Raw genomic sequence first — 22,012 nt, forward strand, 5'->3', positions numbered from 1 at the left:
CCTATCGTTATTTGTACAGCGACAGCCACTTCTCCAACTGATGCTTCAGCACATCCCGGTAGTACAGCGGCTCCATAATCTCAGCCTCTTCCTTGTATTTCATAATCCAATGGACGAAGCCGATGTCCTGCTCCACAGCGACCTTGAAATGCAGGCTGCGGTTCTGGCGGTCCACCTTGCTCGGCTTCACAAACATTTCCTCCTGCTTCAGCCGTTCCATCATCCGCTGCGAGAATTTGACTCTGAATTCAACCTGCAGGCTGTCCTGCTCCAGGGACCACTTCTGCTCCATGAAGGACTGCAGATCGAACTGATCTTTGGAGAACCACCTGTCCAGCAGATTCACACTGGAGAAGCCGTTAATATGAAAGGTCCGGATGATCCCGAAGCGGTGACAGAAGCCTATCAGGTGAAAACGATTCTCTAGCGGGACCAGGCAATAGGGATCAATTCGGATACCTTTTTCTTCGTAGGCATTCTCACTATAGTCGGCCTGTATGCTTCTCTGCTTCATCACGGCATCCAGAATGTCGGTCAGAAAGAGGGGCTGGTCTCCATGAGCTCTGCTATTTTCCGTCCGGTTTGGTCCGGCTTCCTTTTTCGTACGCTCCATTGTTTCTTCCCTTTCTGCCTTTTGCTTATAATCTGCCGCCATCACTTTCTCGTATGCGTCTTCAAAGCCCGGGGGCAGCAAAGGTTTGATCTCCGCCATAATACTGCGCAACTGTGAAAAAGCCTCTTCTTCCTCTTCTGACCAATCCAAGGGGTACAGTGCGAAATTCCCGATAAAAGCATACCCCTTGCCGTGTCCCATATGAGTAATGGGGATATGCATGGCACTGAGCGCATCCATATCCCGATAAATCGTTCTCTCGCTGTTGCCGCATCGTTCCGCCAGCTCACGGGCCAGAATTCCCGGTTTGGCTTGAACTAGCGTAATGATGCGCATCAGCCGGATCAATCGGTCTGTCATATTCAGTTCTCCTTGACTTATGGTAAAATAGACCCATTATTTTTAAATAAACTAGTTATATATATCTATAACCAAGGATGTAATAACCGAGATAAGAAAATATAATAGAACTATTTTACTATGTTACCACATTTAGATATTACGCATTTCTTTATCTGCTACGCCGGTTGCGATTCTATATTTGAGCCCTATGTATGGGTAATTCCTATTCTATCTACGCAGCTTCCCTGCAATTATCTCATTCCGGTCCTGCTTAGCGGCAGATTCTCCACCTCCAGTCTTTTATACAGCGCTTCCGCTTCTCTGAGCAGCTGCATATCCCCGGAGCGGGCAGACATCAGGAGTAGTTGATCGGCCTGCCTGCGAAGAATCTCCGAGGGTACTTCCGGCTTGTTCTTCATCCGGGCCTCCTGGGCTTCCGCGATTAGCGCCTCTGTCTGCAGCAGCGCCAGATGCTTCGCCACATGGAAGCAGGAGCTGGCCCCCAGCAGGTCGGTACGATGGGAATATTCGATTCCCAGCTTCTTGAGCGGCAGCTCGCGGATACGCTCCACCGTAGGCTGCTTGTATTGCCATTGCAGCCAGAGGGCTTCATGTATGCCTGCAGGCATACCCGCCATCATGAATTCCAGAGCGATGTACCTGCGCTGCCCGGAATGGATTTTGCCCAGCTTCAGGAGCAGTGACCTCCCCTCTCCTTCTTCTGCACTACACCCGTAACATCCTGTTACCTTGACATGACTTTCGAGCCAGACACGCAGCTCAATATCCCGGGCTACCATCTTGCGGCTCTTCTTGCGGAAATCCTCCCCTTGTACCGCTCCCTTCCACTCCACGAGCAGCACTATTTTCTTGGCACCGCCTGCCAAAATACGCTCCTGGCTCCATGTAAACAACGTCTGAATACTTGCTTGCATATTTCCACCTCTTTCTTAATTTGGGTCTTCTATTAATGTACCAATATTGGCGGACAACTCCTTGTCATGGAATGTATGTTCGGTCCTATAATATCGACAAAAAAAGAGCCAACCTCCCCCTAAAGGGGATTGCCTCTTTGCGAAAGACTATCCTTTTGTCAAAATATGACGAACAAAGTTTTACGCATTACATCAATCTGACCCGTCTGCCCGCCTTCTCATGCCGGAAGAACAGCCCAAGGGCCCAGGTTGCACACAGCAATGCGAAGAGGAAGAACAGGAGTGACCACACCGGGGCCGGTAAAATGGTTAATCTGGACAGATTCGCTGCATCCCCTGCACGGGAAGGTGTAACGATGGAAGCATAGACCAGGAATAAGGTCCCCATTACGGACTCCTCCAGGGTCAGGAACGCAAGAAACAGGTAGTATACCTTGCTGACCTTCGGCCAGAGGAACAGCATCGCAGCATTCAGCAGAATGAAGCCGCTCAGCCAGATCATCCCGAAGCCGCCCCGCACATATAGTACAAGCATAATTAGTGCGACCAGGCTGGCCAGAACAAGCCCCCATTCCCGCTTATCTCTACTATAGAAATAGAAGAGCAGCAACGCGAACAGTGAAGCCAGAGGATACCCCGCCAGCGACACCAGGATCGCCTTGCCTCCGGCAGCAATCGCCGAATAGGTCACACCGCTGTGATCAGAATACAGCTCAATGCGCAGCACATTGCCGGAGAGCAGCAGAGTCATCAGCGCGTGGCCGAATTCATGGAACATGGTATCCAGATTACGGAATAAGGAGGAGAACGGAATAAACCGGGTCAACAGGGCGGAGCCCGCCAGGAACAACAGTGTTTTGAGCCATCTATTCATTGAATACAGCCCCTTTCCGTTCACAGTATACGTTAATTTGCAGCGACACTCAATATTATGGAAACCATCCCTGCCTTAACACTGTATTACCTCTTGGTTCTCTCCATAGACACAAAGGGTAATTATGCCTACAGCCGCCCGGGTTGTTCAAACAGCAAGCAGCTATGATAAAATAGGAGGACAATTAGCTCTAACAGGTGGTGATCAGTTGATGACAAGACGGGTAACAGGAGTGATGCTGAGGCTGCTGGGTTCTTCCCTGCTTATGCTTGGCCTTACTCTCACTTGGCCTGCCCCCGAGGCCAAGGCCAATTATCTGAATGATATATACAATGGAATACAGAGCTTCTCGGAGCTTCCCGGAGAAGTCACCAAGCTGCAGGAGAGTTACCAGAAGACTGCAGAAGAGCTTCAGCAGACGAAGGAGGATCTCGGTGAAGCCAAGGAGCAGCTGACGGACAGCCTGCAGCAAATGCAGACGTATCAGTCCCAGAATGCTGCCCTGCAGGAGCAGAACCGCCAGCTCAGCCAGGTCGTGGACGAACTGAAGAATGACCGCACGGCGAGAGAGAACTACTTCAACCGGATCAAGGTGACGGTCATCTCCGGGATTGCTCTTCTGCTGGGCTACTTCCTGCTGATCCGGGTGCTGCGCTTCACGATGCGGTACCGCTCCAGAAGAAGCGACCGGCTGCGTTAAGGAGGATGAAGAATGAACATTGACATTCAGGATGAAGGCGACAGCGGCAGCGGACAGGCGGTTGCTTTTACCGTTCAGGAGAACGAGGAGGTCCATGTGCTGCATCCGCAGCAGATCATTGCTTACCAGGGCCCTTCGGCGGGACGGGCCGACCGGTTCATGGATGTGAAGGGCATGTACCGCAAGCGCAAGCTGATCCGGGCGGATCTGACCGGCCCTTGCCGGTTCACAGCCGCGCTGCCGCCCGGCTACCGGGTCAAGACCATCCAGCTCGACAGCAAAAGCGATCTGCTCTACGACTTCAGGCATCTCTTCTTCTACAGCAAGGGAGTCACGATGCAGACGAGAGTGCTAAGCATGAAGAATATGCTGATTACCCGGGATATCGTCAAGGTCAAATTCTCCGGCCGCGGCAGCATCGGCATTCTCACGGAGGGCACGGTCTGCGAAGCCGAGCTGCATCCCTTCGATCCGCTGTATGTCGATGCCGGGAGCATTATCGCTTATCCCGAGAATGCCAAGCTTGAGCTGACGGTCTACGGCAACCATCTCGCCAGCCAGCATATGAGCTATCACTGGAAAATGACCGGCCACGGGCCTGTGCTGTTCCAGGCCGGACGCCAGAGCAGACGCTTCGAGCGCGACAATAATGAAGACGGCATTATCAAGCGATTCCTGCGGGAGGCCCTGCCCTTCGGCGGTGTATTTATTAAGTAAGTGGAAACGGCATTGCCGTCCTTTGAAAGGAAGGTACCGTTTCAGCGAGAAATAGAAGGATAAGTTATTGTGTGCAACATATAAATTCTTATATTTTAAGCAAAGAGCGCCCGCATGTGTAACGCGGGCGCTCTTCTATATGTCCTATGCCGGAATTACGAAAGTGGAAACGGCATTGCCGTCCTTTGAAAGGACGGTACCGTTTCAGCGAGAAATAGAAGGATAACGTATAGCGTGAAACCAATACGTTCTTATATTTCCAGGTAAGCGTTCAGCATCCAGGAAGTCTTCTCTACACTTGTCCGGATTCCGATCAGCAGATCAGCGGTAGGCTGGTCGCTGACCTCCTCTGCGCTAGTAATGCCCTGCTTCAGCTCTTCAGCTACGGCAGCGAAGTCTTGAACCAGCTGTGCCACCATTTCCTTGGCGCTCTCACCGCTGGCAGCTTCCTTCAGGCTGGAGAGCTTCAGGTACTCTGCCATAGTAGATGCAGGGCGTCCGCCGATGGCGAGCAGCCGCTCAGCCAGCTCATCCACATAACCCGCAGCTTCGTTGTACAGCTCTTCGAATTTCTCATGCAGCGTGAAGAATTGGGTTCCGCTGACATACCAGTGATAATGATGCAGCTTCACTCCCAGCAACGTCCAGTTTGCGGTCTGACGGTTCAGGACAGCATGCAGTGCAGTGTGGCTATTAACTTGTGTACTCATTCAAAAAACCTCCCGGAGTGTGTATTTTACAACCTATTGTATTTAGACTCGTTCTAAATCTATATACAATTTAACATACTTTTTACCGTATTGCAATCTAATGTCCTGCTTCCTTGATGTATTGCACATTCTAGCATTCCTCCGGGAGCCTATCCTATAATTTGAATCACAATTGACGCAAATGCACATGGATTGACATAAATCACTCGAACCGGAAGAAAAGCTTACACCCTTCTGTAGGATGTCCCTTACACCAAATGGATATCCGTCTCTGCCGCCCGTCCCAGGCCGCTGCGGAAGATGGCGCGCATTTCCTCCCGCTTGCTCTTGGGACTAAGCACATATACCGTATCTCCAGGTTCAATTACCGTGCTGCCATGCGGCGTCACGATGGTCTTGTTCCGGATAATAGCCGTGAACAGAATATCGTCCGGCAGGCCGATCTCTGCAATCTGCATGCCGGATATCGCCATCTGCCGGTCGATTCCGATATGATTGAATTCGGAATCGGTCTTCCCGAGCGCGACCAGCTCCATTAATGAAGGCTGGGATGCATGCTCCCGGCCCACCAGCCTCAGCCGCGAGGCCAGAGGTGAAATCGTTGTCCCCTGAATCACTGCCGAGGTCAGGACAACGAAGAATACGACATTGAAGAACAGCCTGCCATGCGGCAGCCCCGCGAGCAGCGGGTAGGTCGCCAGGACAATCGGGACGGCTCCCCTGAGCCCGGCCCAGGAGATCAGTGTCTTTTCACGGAAGGAGAACCGGGACACGAGCAGGCTGAGGAATACGCCAAGCGGTCTTGCTAGGGCCATCAGGATGACAGACAGCAGCAGCCCTTGCCAGGCCACAGCCGCCAGCTCCTGCGGGAAGACCAGCATCCCGAGCAGAATGAACATGGCAATCTGCATCATCCAGGCAAAGCCATGATTGAAGTTCATAATGGTGCGGTGGTACATCAGCTCGGAATTCCCCAGCATCAGCCCCATGACATAGACGGCAAGCAGTCCGCTGCTGTGTATCATGGCCGAGACCCCGTAAGTCAGAACTGCGAAGCCAACTGCCATGACCGGATACAGCCCGGTGGAGTCCAGATTAATCCGGTTAATCAGGTACACTGCCAGCTTGCCGATGATGATCCCGACCAGCAGCCCTACTCCCATCTCCCAGAAGAACGACAGCACCAGGCTCCAGACTGCGGTATCCGGGTGCTGCACCCATTCAATCAGCGACACGGTAAGGAATACAGCCATCGGATCATTGCTGCCGGATTCGGCTTCAAGCGTAGAGGTTAGCCGTTTATCGATATTTTTGCCGCCCAGTACGGAGAATACCACCGCCGCATCTGTGGAGCCGACAATGGCTCCGAACAGGAAGCTCTCCGCCCAGGGTACACCAAGTAAGAATTTGGCAAAAATACCAACGATCACCGTAGTCAGCAGCACTCCGAGTGTAGCCAGCGATAACGCCGGCTTCAGGATCGGGCGAATATCCTTCATGCTCGTCTGCATACCGCCCTCAAACAGAATCACCACCAGGGCAAAAATGCCGGCAATCTGCGTGAGCGAAGCATTGTTGAAATAGATAAAATGGCTGAGCACCATGCCGGCTGCAATAAACAGAACCAGAGCAGGCATGCCAAAACGGGTGGAGAATTTGGTGGAGAGCACGGCGATCAGCAGCAAAGCCGCCAGCAGCAAGATGATTTGATCTGCAAGATGAGTCATGAACCGGTTCACACCTTCCCCGGAGCCGGGTATCCGCCTTAGCCCCATGTATTTTATAGTAATGTTTATGATTCCTTGGATCAGAAAAAAACCCCGGTGGGCTGAATTCCACGGAGGTTATTATGCCGTCCTTTATTCTCTTGAATACACCTGCAGCTCCTGAATGGACCAATAGTTGCCGCCGGAGCCTGTCTGGGTAATCTTGATATGCCGGGCCTTGACCGGGGCAAACGTAATCTTGGTATTCCCCAGCTGGCCTTTGCCCGCTGCGACCTGTCTCCAGCTCTTGGCATCATCCGATACCTGCACAATGTAGCCTCGCGGATAATCATATGGTGATAAAGGATAATCCATATCTATAGCTTCTACCGTATGTTCTGCGCCCAGATCAATCTGGAAGTACTCCCCCGAAGCCTGATGCTTGACCGTATCCCAGCGGGTCCGCCGGTCTCCGTCAATGGCACCTGCCGGATTGGAAGCCTCCTTACTCACACTGGACGTCACCTTCCAGCCTGCCCGGTCCAGCGGGACAAGTCCGGTTGCTGTAATCTGTGTCTTCTCTGACATCATGCCAGAGCCAGACACTCTTACAGCATAAGTATAAAGTGTGCCTTCCTTCAGCTTGCTGTCGTTGTACTCCGTTCCCTTCACTGCTGTAGCGATGACCTTCAGCTTCTCGTCCGGGCCGTCCGCCCGGAGCACTTCGTAGCTTGCTCCGGGGGCTTCCAGCCAGTTCAGATGCATCGATAATCCCTTGACAGCAGTCGCCTTCAGGCCCTGCGGCGCCGTATCCGCTACCTCGGAGGAAGGCTCCAGAATGTACTGCACGCCTTCTCCCGGAGCCAGCGTCTCCGTGAATTCCAGCTCCGGCGAAGCGGCTCTGCCTGTTACATAACTGCGGGCCTCCTCGTAAGTATCGCCCTTGCCGAACCGTTCTCCTTCATACTCCGTTTTCTTCGGCATAGTGACCTTGACCTTAACGGTCTGCTCGGTCTTCTCGAAATTGACGAAGTTCACCAGCACCTTGTTGGATGTTGCCTTACTGCCCGCCAGCGGCTCAATCGTGGAGGTGTCCACTGCTCTTACGTAGACCAGCTTATCCTTCAGTTCCTCCTTATTGCTGATCTGATAGGTCAGCGGAGCGCCGTGTGTGGCATAAGCCAGATCCAGCCTGCGCATGATACTGACGCGGGATTCTTCGCCTTCCTTCGTGTAGTAGATCTCTGTAGTGGCAGGATCGTGATCCTCCAGATTGAAGCCGTATTTAAACAGGCTGAAATTTTTGAAGAAGGCAGCATGCTGCACGAACATTTCGGCATAGCCGATATGTGCCCGCATAATCCGGTCAAACACCGCCGAGGTCCGCTCCTTGGCCCCGTATTGATAGGCGTCCACATGAGAGTCCGAGGTGCCGAACTCGGTAGCGAGCATTTTTTTGCTAAGGCCGTCTACCGATCCCCCGAAGGTCTTCAGGTTCTCCGTGAAGCTCCCGCCCTGCCCGAAAATATAGGAATCGCCATAAGAATGGCCATTCGTCAGATCCGTTACCGCCTCAAGCTCATCGCGCTGCTTAGGGTCGCGTTCCCAGCCGTCCGGGTCTCCGCACTGCTTCACCGGCCCCTTCTGGTTGCCGCACGATTCTTCACTGTAGCCCGGCCAATAGGCCCATCCGGGTGCAACCGTCTGCAGATGGGGCGCGATCGTCTTCCCCTTGCTGTTCAGCCACTCGGCTATAGCCAGATTGACCGCTTTGGAACGGTTGAACAGGCCCGGTTCGTTATCCACCTCGTAATACTGGAAGTACGGGCTGTACTTCTGGAAATAATCCGTCAGCTTCTTCTCCGCATCCCCCGGCAGCGTTCCGTCCGCCTTCAGCTTGATATCGCCTGTATACAGATAGAGCGCTACGGCCTGCATATTGTAATCCTTCAGGACCTTGTAGTACTCCTCCATCTTCTCACAGGAACGTCCCACATCACTGGCACAGCTGGTCCGCATGATATTGCCGCTGTAGGCTACGCCCAGCCACTTCATAATATAAGGCAGATGGGTAACCGCCCCTTCGTCAAAATAAAACTGCTTGTTGTTCACCACCGTCCCGGTCAGCGTATAGCTGCCGTGAATCGGCTCCTTTATCGGAGACTTCAGCGCCTCCAGACTGAGATTATCCCATGTCCACCAGTTGTACTTATCCTCAGCCTCTGAGGAATAGATTCCCCTGGCTGTCCGCAGCGTCAGCTCGTTGGTGCCGCTGATTAGCTGCTCTTTGGGAATGTACAGCTCATAGCTTTTGCGGAAGTCGTATTTGCTGCCGGTTCCGGCAATCCCGGCGATCTGAATAATCCCTGAGAGCTGACGGTTGGAGAACACGCTCATCTGGGGAACGGATTTGTAAGCATCGATAATGCTTACGCGAAATAAGACCCCGTGCTCTGGGATCTTATCCAGCTCATACTGAATCCGCAGCTCCGGGTTGGTCTCCCCGTGCAGGCCGGAGGGCAATGACTTCAGCTCTGCCGACCTGGCAGTGGTTGAGGCTATGCTTAGCGTCTTCTTCACCCCGCTTGACCCTGCCGCCTTGAACTCACCGGCAGAGCCGTCATGCTTGCCAAGCTTCCATAGAACAGTTCCTTCCGGCATCTCAGGACCGGCATCCTTGGCCGCCGACAAGGAAGACAGATCCACATCCGCTTCACCGTCTTTCGTCCCGTAGTCTCCGAAGACAGAGACGGACAACAGAATCAAGATGATCAGTGCTGCAAATTTTAGTAGTCTGTGGAGATATTTACCGGGTTTCTTTTGAACTCTAGTCCTCATTCCCTTGTCCTCGCTTTCTTCCGGAATTCTATGCTGTACCGGGATAACGTCACGCTTCTTCTGCTGCGAGGCTTCCTTAAGGAAGCGTCAGCGCACTCTGGGGAATAATCATCTGCTTCTGGCTCTGGCTTCTCCACATCAGACTGACGCTGGCATCCCCGCGGTTCTCGTAATATTCTACCTTGATGGCGTAAGGGGTATTTGCGGAAAGTGTGATGCTGCCCTCCTTGCCCGCGCTGCTCTGATTCTTCCAGCTGTCGATCAGGAGCTTGCCGCCGATCCATACGCGGATGCCGTCATCCGAAGAAGCGGTGAACGTATACTTTTCACTGTAGAGCGGCTTAAGGGACCCGGTCCAGCGTACCGAGAATTCATCCTTGGGCAGGCCGGAGGCCGGTGAATTGCCATGCCAGTTGAATTGAATGGTGCTGTCATTACGGGTAAGCAGCGGTGTGCCGGACAGGTCCATATTGCCATAATACTGGCCTCTCAGGCCGTTCCTTGAGCTTGCAGCCGCCGCATGGGTTTTGGCACCCGCCGCGAGCTTATAATCCTCCCGTGATACCGTGTATTTATGATTCATGAAGCTTTGGATTTTCACAGGCGGGTTATTCTCAACCAGCATCTTGCCCCATGTCATCGTATATACCCATTTGCTTTGTTTTTGAGACATGATGACAGGGTCTGGAAGCTCTCCGCTCTCCCCGATTCCGATCGGTTTGCCGCCCGCAAGCTTCAGGAGGCTGTCATAATAAGACTGCTTGAAATCATTGTCATAAATATCGGCGGCCAGAATATCCACCTTGGCGGTGCCGGGAAAATAGGCGGCATACGGCTCAGACGACTTGTTGGGAGCATTTGGATTCCATACCCACAGCAGATTATTCAGCTTATGCGTATTCACCATGCGGCTATAGACCAGGTCCCAGAGCTTCGCGAAGTCATCCTTCTGCCCCCACCAGAACCAGCCGCCGTTCATCTCATGATAGGGCCGCCATAGCACCGGAACTCCGGCATCGCGCAGCTCGCCCAGATACTTGGCCACTTCATCCAGCTCGGCAACCAGGGCTTTGTATTGCGGCGTTCCGGGAGTGACATACTGCTTGAATTGACTCTGGCTAAGCGGCTTCTGCACATTGGTCCATACAGGCGCGGTTCCCGGCAGATTCTGATGGAAGGTCATGGCGACAATGCCGCCGCCCTCATGCCACCGGATGGCGCTGTCCACGACAGCCTGACGCTGTCTGGCAATGGTGTCCTTAGACTGGTTGCCTATAGCTCCCAGCTCATAGCCATGCAGAACGGCATAGCGGCCGCTTGTTGTGCGGAGCTTATTATTGAATTCATCTGGGCTCTCCAGGTAATCATGCTGGCCGGATATCATCCCCTTGCCGCTAAGATCACTGAGATAGCTTAACAGTGCGGAAGCCTCCTTAGAGGCCGAAGGATTAATGGGTTTTATGGGAGCGGGGGCGGCAGGTGCCGTAACCTTGGCGGCCGCGGGCAGACTGCGCCCTTCCCCCCATGGAAGTAATGAAAGGATAAGGATTAGAGGAAAAATAGTTGTATATAGCCTGTACTTACGGTAAGTGTTCAATGTAATCTCCTTTCTCCAGCCACGCTTCTTCAGCAGAACCCGGAGGTTACGCCTCCCGGATTGTCTGCCTTTCTATAGCTTAGTAGCCCTGCTGGTAAGCAGGGCCATTAAGAGTGGCTTACAGGATTTATAATTGTAACGTCTTAACCAGTAACAGCGCCAATGATGAACACAGCTGCGGACCTTATGAGCTTAGGAAGCGGACGGGAGGAGCAGCGCGCTTGCCGGTATGGTACCTTTGGCCTGGCTCGGACTCTGCCACATCAGCCGCGCTTTTGCATCGCCTTGATTCTCATAATACTCTACCTGAATATCATACAGCTCGCCTGCAGTCAGGCTGATGCTGCCCATGCGTTCGGTGCCGCTCTGCTTCACCCAGCTGTCAATCACAAGCTCACCGTTCACCCGTACGCGGATACCGTCATCGGAAGTGGTATAGATCTGATAAGTCTCCGTGTACAGCGGCTTCATCTTCCCGCTCCAGCGGACAGAGAAGAAGTCTATGCCGATAGCGGCATCCGGCGAGCCTTGGCGCCAGTTGAAATCAAGCACAGCATCGGTACGCACTACAGCGGGTTCGCCCGATAGCGTCATATTATTGAAGTATTCCGCGTACAATCCATTGGCAGCAGGGGCTTCTACCGGCAGATCCACCGGTGTTGCTGCAGGAGAAGGAACGGGAACAGGAGCCGCTGTTGGTGTTGGCACCGGTGTTGGCGTTGGTGTCGGTGCTGGCGTCAGTATTGGTGCTGGTGTTGGTGTTGGCATTGGTGTCGTTACTGGTGCCGGCGTTGCTGCCTGTGCTGGTGCTACTGTCGCTGCTGGTACCGTGGTCGGTACTGCTGTTGCAGCCGGAGCAGGTAGGGATGTGTTGCCTGCTCTGGAGAAGAGCGCACTTGCAGGTACGGTTCCCTTCACCTGGCTGGGGCTCTGCCACATCAGATGGACATTCGCATCGCCTGCATTCTCGTAATACTCTACCTTGATATCGTACAGTTGCCCGGCAGTCAAGGCTATGCTTCCTGTGCGGGCCGTTCCGCTCTGCTTGACCCAGCTGTCAATGACGGCTGTGCCGTTCACCCACAAGCGGATACCGTCATCCGATGTAGTATAGAACTGATAGGTCTCGCTGTAAGCCGGCTTAATCTGGCCGGTCCAGCGGATCGAGAAGTAATCTACGCCGAGTGCGGCATTAGGAGTACCCTGACGCCAATTGAAGCTGATGACATCATCATTACGTACCATAACCGGTGTCCCCGAGAGCGTCATGTTCTTGAAGTATTCTCCAAGCAATCCATTATGGGCAGGTTTACCCTCCGTATCACCGGAGGTTGGGACCGGCTTCGGCGCAACGGTTGGCGTTACGGTTGGTGTCGGCGTTGGTGTTGCCGTCGGTGTTGCTGTAGGCGTCGGCGTTGGTGTTGCCGTCGGTGTTGCTGTAGGCGTCGGTGTTGGTGTAGGCGTTGGTGTTACGGTTGGCTTAGGGGCCGCCACTGGAGCAGTCCAGGCCTTATATTGGTCACGGGTCAGTGTGTAGCTGTCATTCATGAAATTCTTGATCGTAGCCGTGCTGTTATTCTCATAGAGCATTTTGCCCCAGTTCATCATGAACACGTAATTCTGCTGGTTCAGCTTCAGCTTCGAGATATTAGGCATTTCACCGTTCTCGCCGATGCCGATCGGTTTGCCGCCAGCCAGGCTGGTCAGATCATCATGATATTTATTCGAGTAGTCGTTATTATATATATCCGCTGCCAGCACATCCACTCTGTCCGCACCCGGATAAGTCCGTGCATAGGGATCAGAGTTGGCATTCGGCGCATTCGGGTTCCATACCCAAATCAAATTATTTAATTGATGAACGTTTACGAAACGGTCATACATAATATTCCATAGGGCTGAGAAATTATCTTTTTTCCCCCACCAGAACCAGCCGCCGTTCATTTCGTGGTAAGGTCTCCAGAGGATCGGAACCTTAGCATCCCGCAGGCTTTTCAGAGAGACAGCTACTTTATCCAGATCGGTGATCAGCGCATTATACTCTGGCGTTCCGGGGGTAACGTATTTGTTAAATTGCGCCTGGGTGATTGACTTCTGCACATTAGACCATTCGTACTTGGTACCCGGCAGATTCTGGTGGAAGGTCATGGCGACAATGCCGCCCGCTCTGGACCAGTTCGTCGCACTCCAGACGATATTTTTGCGTTGTGCAGCTACTCCGCTCTCACTCTGCCCACCGATTGCTCCAAGCTCATAACCATGTAGTGCTGCGTATTGTCCGCTTGTTCCCTTCAGCTTGTTGCTCAGCTCATCCGGACTCTCGAAATAGTCATGCTGCCCTGTAATGATTCCATTTCCCGAGATATCATACAGATTGTTCAGGAGCTTGACCGCCTCGGCTGAGGCATTAGGGTTCACAGGCGCTCCTGCAGAGGAGGCAGCCTTGACGGTAGAAGGGGCGATTCCCAGTCCCACAGGTACAGCAGATAATACCACGGCCAGCGACAGCACAGCGCAGAGCAAACGAGACTTACGGTAAGTTTTCAAAATATTCTCTTCCTTTCGGTAGCCAGGCTGCCACTCTTGCGAAGGCCCTATAGCTTTGCGTCCCTGTCTTTCGATCAGGTTTGCCATTGTCGTTTTGGAAGGATCAATCCCTCTTACCGTAAATTATCGTCTTTATGCAATTTTTTTGTAGAGCAAACGCGAATTTTTCCGAATAAATAGTTCCGAGTACCCGTTTTGATTCTGTAACAATTGGTTAAATAGATAAGTTAGACCTACGAAATGAACTGATGGAGCGCTATATCCTCCCAGTCCAGGGTAATACGGATATTGTCTTCCTCTACCAGCTCCGACCCCGTCTGCACCTCAATAAACTCCACATCGGTAAGAGCAAGAATGGCATGCTTGGTCCCTTCCGGTATCCGCACCACATCTCCCGCCTTCACCGTATGCATCTTCTCATTGATGACAATGCTGGCTTCACCGCTGACGAAGGTCCAGATTTCACTGCGTTTGTGATGCAGCTGATAGCTTATATTTTTGCCCTCATTGATGAAGATCCGCTTGGTCAGCACCTCGTTGCCTTCTTCATATTTCACATAATCGATTACCTTGTAGTGGCCCCAGCGGCGTTCCTCGTACATCGGTCTTTGTTCAAAAGTCTTCAGCACTTCCTTGATCCGCGGACTCTCGGTCTTGTGCGTCACCAGAATGCCGTCCGGGCTGGCAGCGATAATCAGATCCTTCGCCCCGATCACAGTAATCGGAATATCCAGCTCGTTAATGAGGCAGGTGCCCTCGGAGTCAGCGGTGATAAAACCCTTGCCGACATGGTTGCTGGTCATTTCCTCGGTCAGGGTGTTCCAGGTGCCCAGGTCCTTCCAGAATCCGGCGTACGGCTGCACGACGATGTTCTCTTCTTTCTCCACTACTTCGTAATCGAAGCTGATGGAAGACAGCAGCTTATACTGCTTCTGCAGCTCCTCATAATTAAGCGGAAGCCCTTTGCGCTGCAGGATATCCAGCAGGTAACCCAGACGGAAGGCGAACACCCCGCAGTTCCAGAGAGCGCCCTGGCTGATCAGTTCCTCGGCCTGCACACGGTCCGGCTTCTCCTGGAAGTGGCTGACCTGCAGATAACCATTCGCTCCCGCATCTGCGCCCGTTGGAATAATGTAGCCGTATTTCTCCGACGCATGCTCGGGAACTACGCCAATCAGCGCCAGGTTCGCTCCGCTCACCAGCATGGTGTTCTCCAGCTGCAGCACCGTTTCGAAAAAGGAGGATTCCACGTATGGGTCCACCGGCAGAATCGCTACGGTTTCGCTTGGGGACACCCCCGCGATAGAATACAGATAGGCCGCCGTCAGCGCAATGGCCGGGAAGGTATCCCGCCGCTCCGGCTCCACGATGATCGGCACCTCGCTGCCGAGCTGGCTCTGAATCATCTCCACCTGGCTGCGTCCGGTCGCCAGATAAGAGGACCCTGCCATGCCGTTCTCTTCCAGTTGTCTCCATACCCGTTGTACCATTGATTCCGGTTCACCTGCCGGACTTGCCAGTACCTTCAGAAATTGCTTGGAGCGTGAATCATTGGACAACGGCCAGAGCCGCTTGCCGGAGCCGCCTGATAGAAGTACTAGTTTCATAGTGAACCCTCCATATCGTATTGTTATTGGGTATTTCTTGTTGCGTCTGTGTGGTAAAAACCCGCCTGTTATGAGGGTCGCTGCAAGGAATTTTGGGCTTACGGCCGCTGTTGTCTCCAGATGTTGTTGATTATATTGCTTGCAGCAGATAACATCCGGAGACAAAGGCGGACACTAACGCTCCTACAGCTCCAAAATTCCTCTCCGCTCCATTTCATAACAGGCTTGTGCTTTTATATCCGCTTCGCCCACAGGCGAAGCTCCCGGCTAAAGATCCGATATTGCCGCTTGTTGTAGCGGCAAGGGGGGGCCAGGTGCCGCGCTATGCTTGCGGCAGCAGCAGTTGAAACCCTGGTTGCCGCCAGCCTGCCTTCACGACAGTTGAATCCCTGGTTGCCGCCTACTGTTGCGGCGGAGAAAGATTCAAAAGCTCAAAGACTCTTAAGTGCCGCTTGTTCCAAGGCGTCGCCGCTGACCTAGCGGCTGGAGAAAGCAAGAATTCCAAGACAATGGAATTCAAAACTCTTGTGCCAAGGGCTTGCCGCACAAGTTCGCGGCGGCAGAAGCTGGTTAGTTTAAATACAGGGCACTTGTGCTCTTCATTTACTCCATTCGGCCCGCATCCGATAAATCAAGGGTACTTATACTCTTCATTTCACCACGCAGCCCACTTTCGGCGTGTTCAAGGGGATTTATCCCCTTCATTTCTGCTTCCAGCCAACTTCCGGCGCATTTAATGGGATTTATCCCTCTCATTTCGCCGTCCAGCCCACCTTAGGCGCATTCAATGGGATTTATCCCTCTCTTTCCGCCGTCCAGCCCACTTTCGGCGCATTCAAGGGGATTTATCCCTTTCATTTCACCGCGTAGCCCACTTTAGGCGTATTCAATGGGATTTACCCCTCTCTTTCCGCCGTCCAGCCCACTTTCGGCGCGTTCAAGGGGATTTATCCCCTTCATTTCACCGCGCAGCTGATCCGGCGCGGCGCCTCCAGAAAAGGCTGACTCGCCGTGGATCGCTGCCCTTGACCGCCGGCCTAGACCGCGCCAGCCACGCTGGCGGAGAATCCGCTAAGCCCGCCCATCTGCGGGCGGCCGACAGAGATGTACTCGAGGCCGGTGCCTTCGATCTGCTCTTTGCTATAGACATTGCGGCCGTCGATCAGCACCTGGCGGCGCATGGTTCCCGCAAGCGCGTGCAGATTGATCTCCTTGAACTGGCTCCAGTCGGTCAGCAGGCAGACGGCATCGCTGCCCTCTGCTGCCTCTTCGGCCAGTCCGCACCAGCGGAGCTGCGGATGATCGTATTCCTTGCGGAAGTTCTCGGCGGCGATGGGATCGTACAGCTTCACGATGGCGCCCTCGGCGACCAGCGCCTCGACGATCTCACGGGCCGGGGCCTCGCGGACATCATCGGTATTGGGCTTGAAGGCAAGCCCCCAGATGCCGATAACCGCACCGCGCAGACTGCCGAGCGATTCATGGAGCTTGGAGATAATCATGAAGCGCTGGCCTTTATTGACTTCAACGACAGATTTGAGCAGCTTGAACTCATAATCCACGTTACCGGCAATCTGGATCAGCGCATTGGTGTCCTTCGGGAAGCAGGAGCCGCCATAACCGATACCGGCCTGCAGGAAGGTCGAACCGATTCTCTGGTCCATCCCCATGCCGCCTGCGACTTCGGTGACATCCGCTCCTACCTTTTCGCAAATGTTGGCAATCTCATTAATGAAGGAGATCTTCGTCGCCAGAAAAGCATTCGAGGCATATTTGATCATCTCGGCGCTGCGGATATCCGTGACGAATACATTCTCTGTGAAGCCCTTATGCAGCTCGCGCATGGTCGGCTCAAGTGCCTGATTATCAAGTCCGATCACGATCCGGTCGGGATGAAGCGTGTCGCGGATGGCAGAGCCTTCACGGAGGAATTCAGGCGCAGAGACGATATCGAAGGGATGATTCGTGAGGGAGGAGATCAGCTGGCGGATACGCTCATTGGTGCCAACAGGGACGGTCGACTTGGTCATAATAATCTTATAGCCTTCCATCGCCTGCGCAATCTCGGCAGCCGCTCCTTCGATATATCTCAGGTCGGCTTCGCCGCCCGGCAGAGAGGGTGTACCCACGGCAAGAATGACGATATCGGAGCGGCGGACCGACTCCTGAAGATCGGATGAGAAGCTCAGCCGGCCCTCACGCAGATTCATTTCGATCAGGGCCTCAATGCCCGGCTCATAGATGGGAGATTCCATCCGGTTCAGCTTACTGATTTTCTCCTCATCCTTATCCACACAGATGACATGATTTCCATTTAGGGTAAAGCATACGCCTGATACAAGTCCTACATAGCCGGTACCAATCACTGCGAGTTTCATACTTTCATCCTCCTTTTAGGAAATTGACGTAGGCCTGTTCCACATACTGCTTGAACTGAACCATAAACGCCTGCTCATCGAATTTGCGTGCATGGCCCATAATCTGGTCGATATCCCACGCATAGGACTCCACCTCATCAATGGCCTTAAGCAAATCATCAACTTCCTGGTGCTGGAAAAACACGCCGTTAACGTATGGAATAATCGTGTCCAGCGCTCCCCCGGCCTGATAAGCGATGACCGGTCTTCCAGCAGCATTCGCCTCCAGCGGCGTGATGCCGAAATCCTCTTCCCCCGGGAAAACAAACGCCCGGCACTGGGACATCAGCCCTGTAACTTCCTCATCCTCCAGCCGGCCCAGAAACGATACATTCCCCTTGGCCATGCCTTCCAGACGCTTACGGTCCGGTCCGTCCCCGACAATATACAGCTTAAGCCCGTTACGGTTGAATGCCTCCACCGCCAGATCGATCCGCTTGTAGGAGACCAGCCGCGAGACAATCAGATAATAATCGCCAATGCTCGGAGAGCTGGTGAAGCGGGCCGTATTGATCGGCGGGAAAATCACATCGGAATCCCGGTGGTAATAATTCTGAATCCGCGTCTTCACGACTGAGGAGTTGGCGACGAACTGGTTTACATTTTTGGAGGTGCGCTGATCCCAGTTCTTGAGCCGCTGCATATACACCTTGAGCAGTCTTTTGAACAGCCCGGAATTCGATTGCCGCTCCATGTACGTGTCATAGTCCCAGGCGAAGCGCATCGGCGTATGACAGTAGCACAGATGGAAGGTGGACTCGGGCACCTGAATGCTTTTCATAAAAGCACTGCTGGAGCTAAGAACGATATCATACCCGCTGAAGTCCAAATCGCGGACAGCCATGGGGTAGAGCGGGAGCACCCCTTTGAAGTTACGCTTCACTCCCGGAATCTTCTGCAGCCAGGAGGCCCGGATATCGGCATCTTTGAGGTTATCGGTCAGGCGGCTTCCGTTAAAAACCGTTGTGAAGATCGGAGCCTCCGGGTACATGTGATGAAAAACCTCCACCACCCGTTCCGCCCCGCCCATCTGGATTAAATAATCGTGCGCTATCGCAATTTTCATGTGAATCATCCTCAAAGTTTTATGGAGCAGCATCATTAAGCAGTACACGCATGGCTAGAGACAGATATGATGCAAGCCTTAAGCATTATGGAGCGGGAAGGTCAGGTAACTGCCAGCAGACCTTTGTAGTAAGCGACAATATCCTTGACCGTGTTCTCGATGACAAAATGCTCTTTCACCCGTCTCATTCCATTGTCCGCCATCCGTCTACGCTCTTCGGGATGGTTCAGCATCCAGGTGATGGAGTCTGCAAGTACAGTAGCATCTCCCGGCTGGATCAGCAGTCCTGTCTCACCAGGAACCACGATCTCCACCGGTCCGCCTTCATTGGAGGCAATCACCGGCAGTCCGGCTGCCATGCCTTCGACGATGACCTGGCCGAACGGCTCAGGGGTAATCGACGTATGGATCAACAGATCCGCTTGGTTCATGAGTCCTTGTATATCATCTACATGACCCAGCAGGCTGACATTGGTGATATCCCCCTGCTGCATCTGCGCAATTAATTCCTGCTTGTATTCTTCCTCTCCGAACAGAGCGTCACCGGCCAGCCAGAACTTCACGCGGCTGTCGTGCTTGAAGGCCTTGGCCGCTTCCAGCACAATATGCTGGCCTTTCCAGTGGGCAAGCCGTCCGACCAGCAGGACGTTGAAGTCCTTCTGATCCCGCTTGCCGATCCCTTCTCCGATCGCCTTGGCGAAGGCCGAGTAGACGACCAGCGTCTTCTTCGAGCGCGGCAGCTCCAGCGCATTCAGCGTGGAGTGGGAATTGGCAATGACCCCGTTCGGCAGCAGGCGTGACAGCAGCCGGATCGCCTTGGCGACAACCGGCTTCAGATAAGGCGCCCCGATGTGGTCCCGGATGTGCCAGATCAGCGGCACGCCCGCTTTTTTGGCAGCGACGGCTCCGTAAAAGGCTGATTTCAGGGAATTGGTATGCACACAATCCACCTTCTCTTCCTTCAGCAGCGGAGCCAGCCCCCGGCCATAAGCCAGCAGCTTCATCGCAGCCGCCGGAGCCCCGAGGTTCACCGCATTGCGGCCGCGGCTGCGGATGCTCTCATCCAGCGGGATAATGCGGACGTCGATGCCTTTCTCCCGAAGGCGTTCAGCCAGCGTCCCTTCCTCCGCCAGAATCACCAGCGGTTCAATCTGCTCACCGATGTTGGTGAGGATGTTGAACAGGGCGACCTCGCCTCCGCTCCATTTGGCGGTGTGGTCGATATAAGCGACTTTGATCATCCTACGCTCACACCCTTTCCCAAGGTTTCGAGGAATACAGACTCAATCTTGTCGCCCACATGCTGCCAGGTGTACTTCTCCAGCACGTGATTCCGGCATTCGTCCCGGCCCGGCAGCAGCTTGCGGTTGCTCAGCATATGAATCATGCCTTCCGCCATATCTTCGCTAGCCGCACTCTTGAACAGCAGCTCCGGGCGGAAGCCCTGGAGGATCTCCTTGTTGCCGCCGACCGGCGTAGCCATCACCGGCAGCCCTGAAGCCAAAGCCTCAACGGTGATCAGGCCGAAGCCTTCCAGCGCCTGGGAAGGAACAACGAACATATCTGCTGCCTGATAATAGGAGGCCAACTCATGATCGGGAATGTAGCCGAGCAAGCGGACTTTGTTGCCCAGCCCGTAATCGGCTATTTTCTCTTCCAGCTCTCCGCGCAGCGGGCCCTTGCCCCCGATCAGCAGAATCGCGTTCGGGAACCGCTCCGCCACCTGCTTCCAGGCTTCCAGCAGCTGCAGCAGCCCCATCCGGTTCATCAATCTGCGGACTGTCAGGACCGTTGTTGCGCCTTCCGGCAGATTCAGCGTCCGGCGGACCGCCAGCCGGTTCGGGGCGGGTGTGAACCGCTCGACATTCGCCGCTCCCGGAATGACGGTAATCTTGTGCAGCGGTACGCCGTGCAGTTCGTGCAGCATATTGCGGAAATAATCACTGAGGACGATGAATTTGTCCGCCAGCTTGTAAGCCTTATGTTCTATTGATTTGGCAATCGTTGTTTTGACCTTATGCTTGATGCCTTGACCTTCGATCTTCATCTCTTCGTTCCACGGACCGTGGAAGGTCATAATGACGGGAATTCCCCGCTTCTTCGCTTCAATCGCCGGCCCGATGCCGTAAGGCGCGAAGTGGGTGTAGAGGATATCAATCCGCCCGCTGCCGTCCCCCATCAGGGAGGCCGCCTTGCGCTGGAAGGCATCCTTACGCTTCCAGATCGTCTCCTTCGGATCACCGGCATTGTGGATGATCAGTTCCTTAGGCGTCTCCGGCGTTTCTTGGCTGCAAATCAGGGCATGCACCCGGTTCCGTGAAGAGAGCTGTTCACACACGGATTTGAAATAGGTGTTCAGTCCTCCAGGCTGTAACGAGGGCCAGCTGAGGCCGGTCGTCATAATGTTGAGTCCGTCATTGTACGACATAGCTTCTCTCCCCCTTGTTCTCCTTCTCGGCCTGACCCGCTTCGTTATGCCGGGCCAGCCTGCCTGCGCTGTGCAATTCGTAATGCTTGAAGCCGACCATGAATTCATACATCACCCAGAAGACGGATACTGCGAAGCCCGAGATGCCTTTCTTGAACAGACCATGCAGGAAATACTTCTGCAGGAACCTTGCCGGCGGACGCAGCAGCAGGTGGCTCAGCTTGAACGGCTTGCCACTGGCGAATGCACTCTCTGCTTCCAGATCGGTGTATTTGTTGAACCGGGCGACATGATCGTTGATGCTGCGGAAGCCTTGATGCCACAGCGTTCCGTTCAGCTTCACCGTCCGTTCCTCGGACACCTCGGGCATTTCATGCACCAGAGAGTTGCGGATTCCGTATTCCTTGCGGTTATACAGCCGCACCAGATATTCGCCTTTATCCAGCCATTTGCCGAGGAAGTCGCCAATCCGGTACAGCGAGAACGCCACCGTAACATCGGTCAGTCCCGGCTTGCGCTCCAGGATATCCCGGGCCAGCTCCTCGCTGACCACTTCGTCGGTATCAATCAGGAAGACCCAATCATGGATGGCACGTTCCACTCCGAATTCCCTTTGCTTCGCATAACCGGGCCATGGGTTGACATACACGCGGCATCCCAGGCTCTCGGATAGCCCTACGGTCCCGTCTTTGCTTCCCCCGTCGATTACGACCACCTCGTCGGCGAATAACCGGCAGGACTGAATCGCTTTGGATATCCGAACTTCGTCGTCCTGGGCAATGATGACCGCCGAGATCGGGTAGCTGCCCCGGCCGCCAAGCACGCTTGTTACTGAATCCATGATAGGTATCCTCCTTTGCCTGGTAGGGTCCGGCGTGTGTCGTCGCTGCGAGAAAAGTTTGGGCTTCCGGCCGC

Annotated in this window: 16 protein-coding genes and 1 riboswitch; of the genes, 2 read left to right on the forward strand and 14 right to left on the reverse strand. The window is 53.9% G+C overall.

Annotated features, from left to right (window positions below; all coding sequences use genetic code 11):
- Positions 1 to 7: 7 nt before the first annotated feature.
- From MKX42_RS29060 to MKX42_RS29070, 3 genes are all read right to left on the reverse strand, one after another.
- Positions 8 to 973, reverse strand: coding sequence for a helix-turn-helix transcriptional regulator (locus MKX42_RS29060; protein ID WP_340756594.1), 966 nt, complete (start codon positions 971 to 973; stop codon positions 8 to 10).
- Positions 974 to 1,206: 233 nt separating this feature from the next.
- Positions 1,207 to 1,890, reverse strand: a complete 684-nt coding sequence (locus tag MKX42_RS29065) for a hypothetical protein (RefSeq protein WP_340756595.1) — start codon at positions 1,888 to 1,890, stop codon at positions 1,207 to 1,209.
- A 187-nt stretch (positions 1,891 to 2,077) separates the two neighbouring features.
- Entirely contained in the window at positions 2,078 to 2,764 is a 687-nt protein-coding gene (locus MKX42_RS29070) for a M50 family metallopeptidase (protein ID WP_340756597.1), read from the reverse strand.
- Between the two features lie 211 nt (positions 2,765 to 2,975).
- Between MKX42_RS29070 and MKX42_RS29075 the strand changes: the two genes are divergently transcribed.
- Both MKX42_RS29075 and MKX42_RS29080 read left to right on the forward strand, forming a co-directional pair.
- Positions 2,976 to 3,464 carry a hypothetical protein gene (locus MKX42_RS29075; RefSeq protein WP_340756599.1) on the forward strand — a complete coding sequence of 163 codons (489 nt, stop codon included), beginning with the start codon at positions 2,976 to 2,978 and terminating at the stop codon, positions 3,462 to 3,464.
- A gap of 12 nt (positions 3,465 to 3,476) precedes the next feature.
- Complete coding sequence (locus MKX42_RS29080; protein WP_036723116.1) at positions 3,477 to 4,181, forward strand: AIM24 family protein; 705 nt, start codon at positions 3,477 to 3,479, stop codon at positions 4,179 to 4,181.
- Positions 4,182 to 4,432: 251 nt separating this feature from the next.
- Here the strand turns inward: MKX42_RS29080 and MKX42_RS29085 are convergent, their stop codons facing one another.
- From MKX42_RS29085 to MKX42_RS29135, 11 genes are all read right to left on the reverse strand, one after another.
- The gene (locus tag MKX42_RS29085; RefSeq protein WP_340756601.1) at positions 4,433 to 4,891 is read right to left on the reverse strand and encodes a Dps family protein; all 459 of its coding nucleotides are present in this window, start codon (positions 4,889 to 4,891) and stop codon (positions 4,433 to 4,435) included.
- A gap of 248 nt (positions 4,892 to 5,139) precedes the next feature.
- Positions 5,140 to 6,618 carry a potassium/proton antiporter gene (locus MKX42_RS29090; RefSeq protein ID WP_340756603.1) on the reverse strand — a complete coding sequence of 493 codons (1,479 nt, stop codon included), beginning with the start codon at positions 6,616 to 6,618 and terminating at the stop codon, positions 5,140 to 5,142.
- 132 nt (positions 6,619 to 6,750) lie between these two features.
- Positions 6,751 to 9,435 (reverse strand): discoidin domain-containing protein, encoded by a 2,685-nt coding sequence (locus MKX42_RS29095; RefSeq protein ID WP_340756604.1) that lies wholly within the window; start codon positions 9,433 to 9,435, stop codon positions 6,751 to 6,753.
- 76 nt (positions 9,436 to 9,511) lie between these two features.
- Complete coding sequence (locus MKX42_RS29100; protein ID WP_340756606.1) at positions 9,512 to 11,032, reverse strand: glycosyl hydrolase; 1,521 nt, start codon at positions 11,030 to 11,032, stop codon at positions 9,512 to 9,514.
- Positions 11,033 to 11,224: 192 nt separating this feature from the next.
- The gene (locus MKX42_RS29105; protein WP_340756608.1) at positions 11,225 to 13,579 is read right to left on the reverse strand and encodes a PA14 domain-containing protein; all 2,355 of its coding nucleotides are present in this window, start codon (positions 13,577 to 13,579) and stop codon (positions 11,225 to 11,227) included.
- 14 nt (positions 13,580 to 13,593) lie between these two features.
- Positions 13,594 to 13,674, reverse strand: a riboswitch (cyclic di-GMP riboswitch).
- Between the two features lie 138 nt (positions 13,675 to 13,812).
- Positions 13,813 to 15,186, reverse strand: coding sequence for a sugar phosphate nucleotidyltransferase (locus MKX42_RS29110; protein ID WP_340756610.1), 1,374 nt, complete (start codon positions 15,184 to 15,186; stop codon positions 13,813 to 13,815).
- Positions 15,187 to 16,223: 1,037 nt separating this feature from the next.
- Positions 16,224 to 17,564: a UDP-glucose dehydrogenase family protein gene (locus MKX42_RS29115; protein ID WP_340756612.1), complete on the reverse strand. Its 1,341-nt coding sequence runs from the start codon at positions 17,562 to 17,564 to the stop codon at positions 16,224 to 16,226.
- A 4-nt stretch (positions 17,565 to 17,568) separates the two neighbouring features.
- Positions 17,569 to 18,669, reverse strand: a complete 1,101-nt coding sequence (locus tag MKX42_RS29120) for a glycosyltransferase (protein ID WP_036693619.1) — start codon at positions 18,667 to 18,669, stop codon at positions 17,569 to 17,571.
- A gap of 101 nt (positions 18,670 to 18,770) precedes the next feature.
- Entirely contained in the window at positions 18,771 to 19,910 is a 1,140-nt protein-coding gene (locus tag MKX42_RS29125) for a glycosyltransferase family 4 protein (RefSeq protein ID WP_340756614.1), read from the reverse strand.
- Positions 19,907 to 21,097 carry a glycosyltransferase family 4 protein gene (locus MKX42_RS29130; protein ID WP_340756615.1) on the reverse strand — a complete coding sequence of 397 codons (1,191 nt, stop codon included), beginning with the start codon at positions 21,095 to 21,097 and terminating at the stop codon, positions 19,907 to 19,909. Before MKX42_RS29130 ends, MKX42_RS29125 begins: the two co-directional genes overlap by 4 nt.
- The gene (locus tag MKX42_RS29135) at positions 21,084 to 21,938 is read right to left on the reverse strand and encodes a glycosyltransferase family 2 protein (protein ID WP_340756617.1); all 855 of its coding nucleotides are present in this window, start codon (positions 21,936 to 21,938) and stop codon (positions 21,084 to 21,086) included. The genes MKX42_RS29130 and MKX42_RS29135 overlap by 14 nt, the downstream gene beginning before the upstream one ends.
- Between the last annotated feature and the right edge of the window lie 74 nt (positions 21,939 to 22,012).

The organism is Paenibacillus sp. FSL R7-0204, from assembly GCF_038002225.1.
Classification (GTDB): Bacteria; Bacillota; Bacilli; order Paenibacillales; family Paenibacillaceae; genus Paenibacillus_AQ.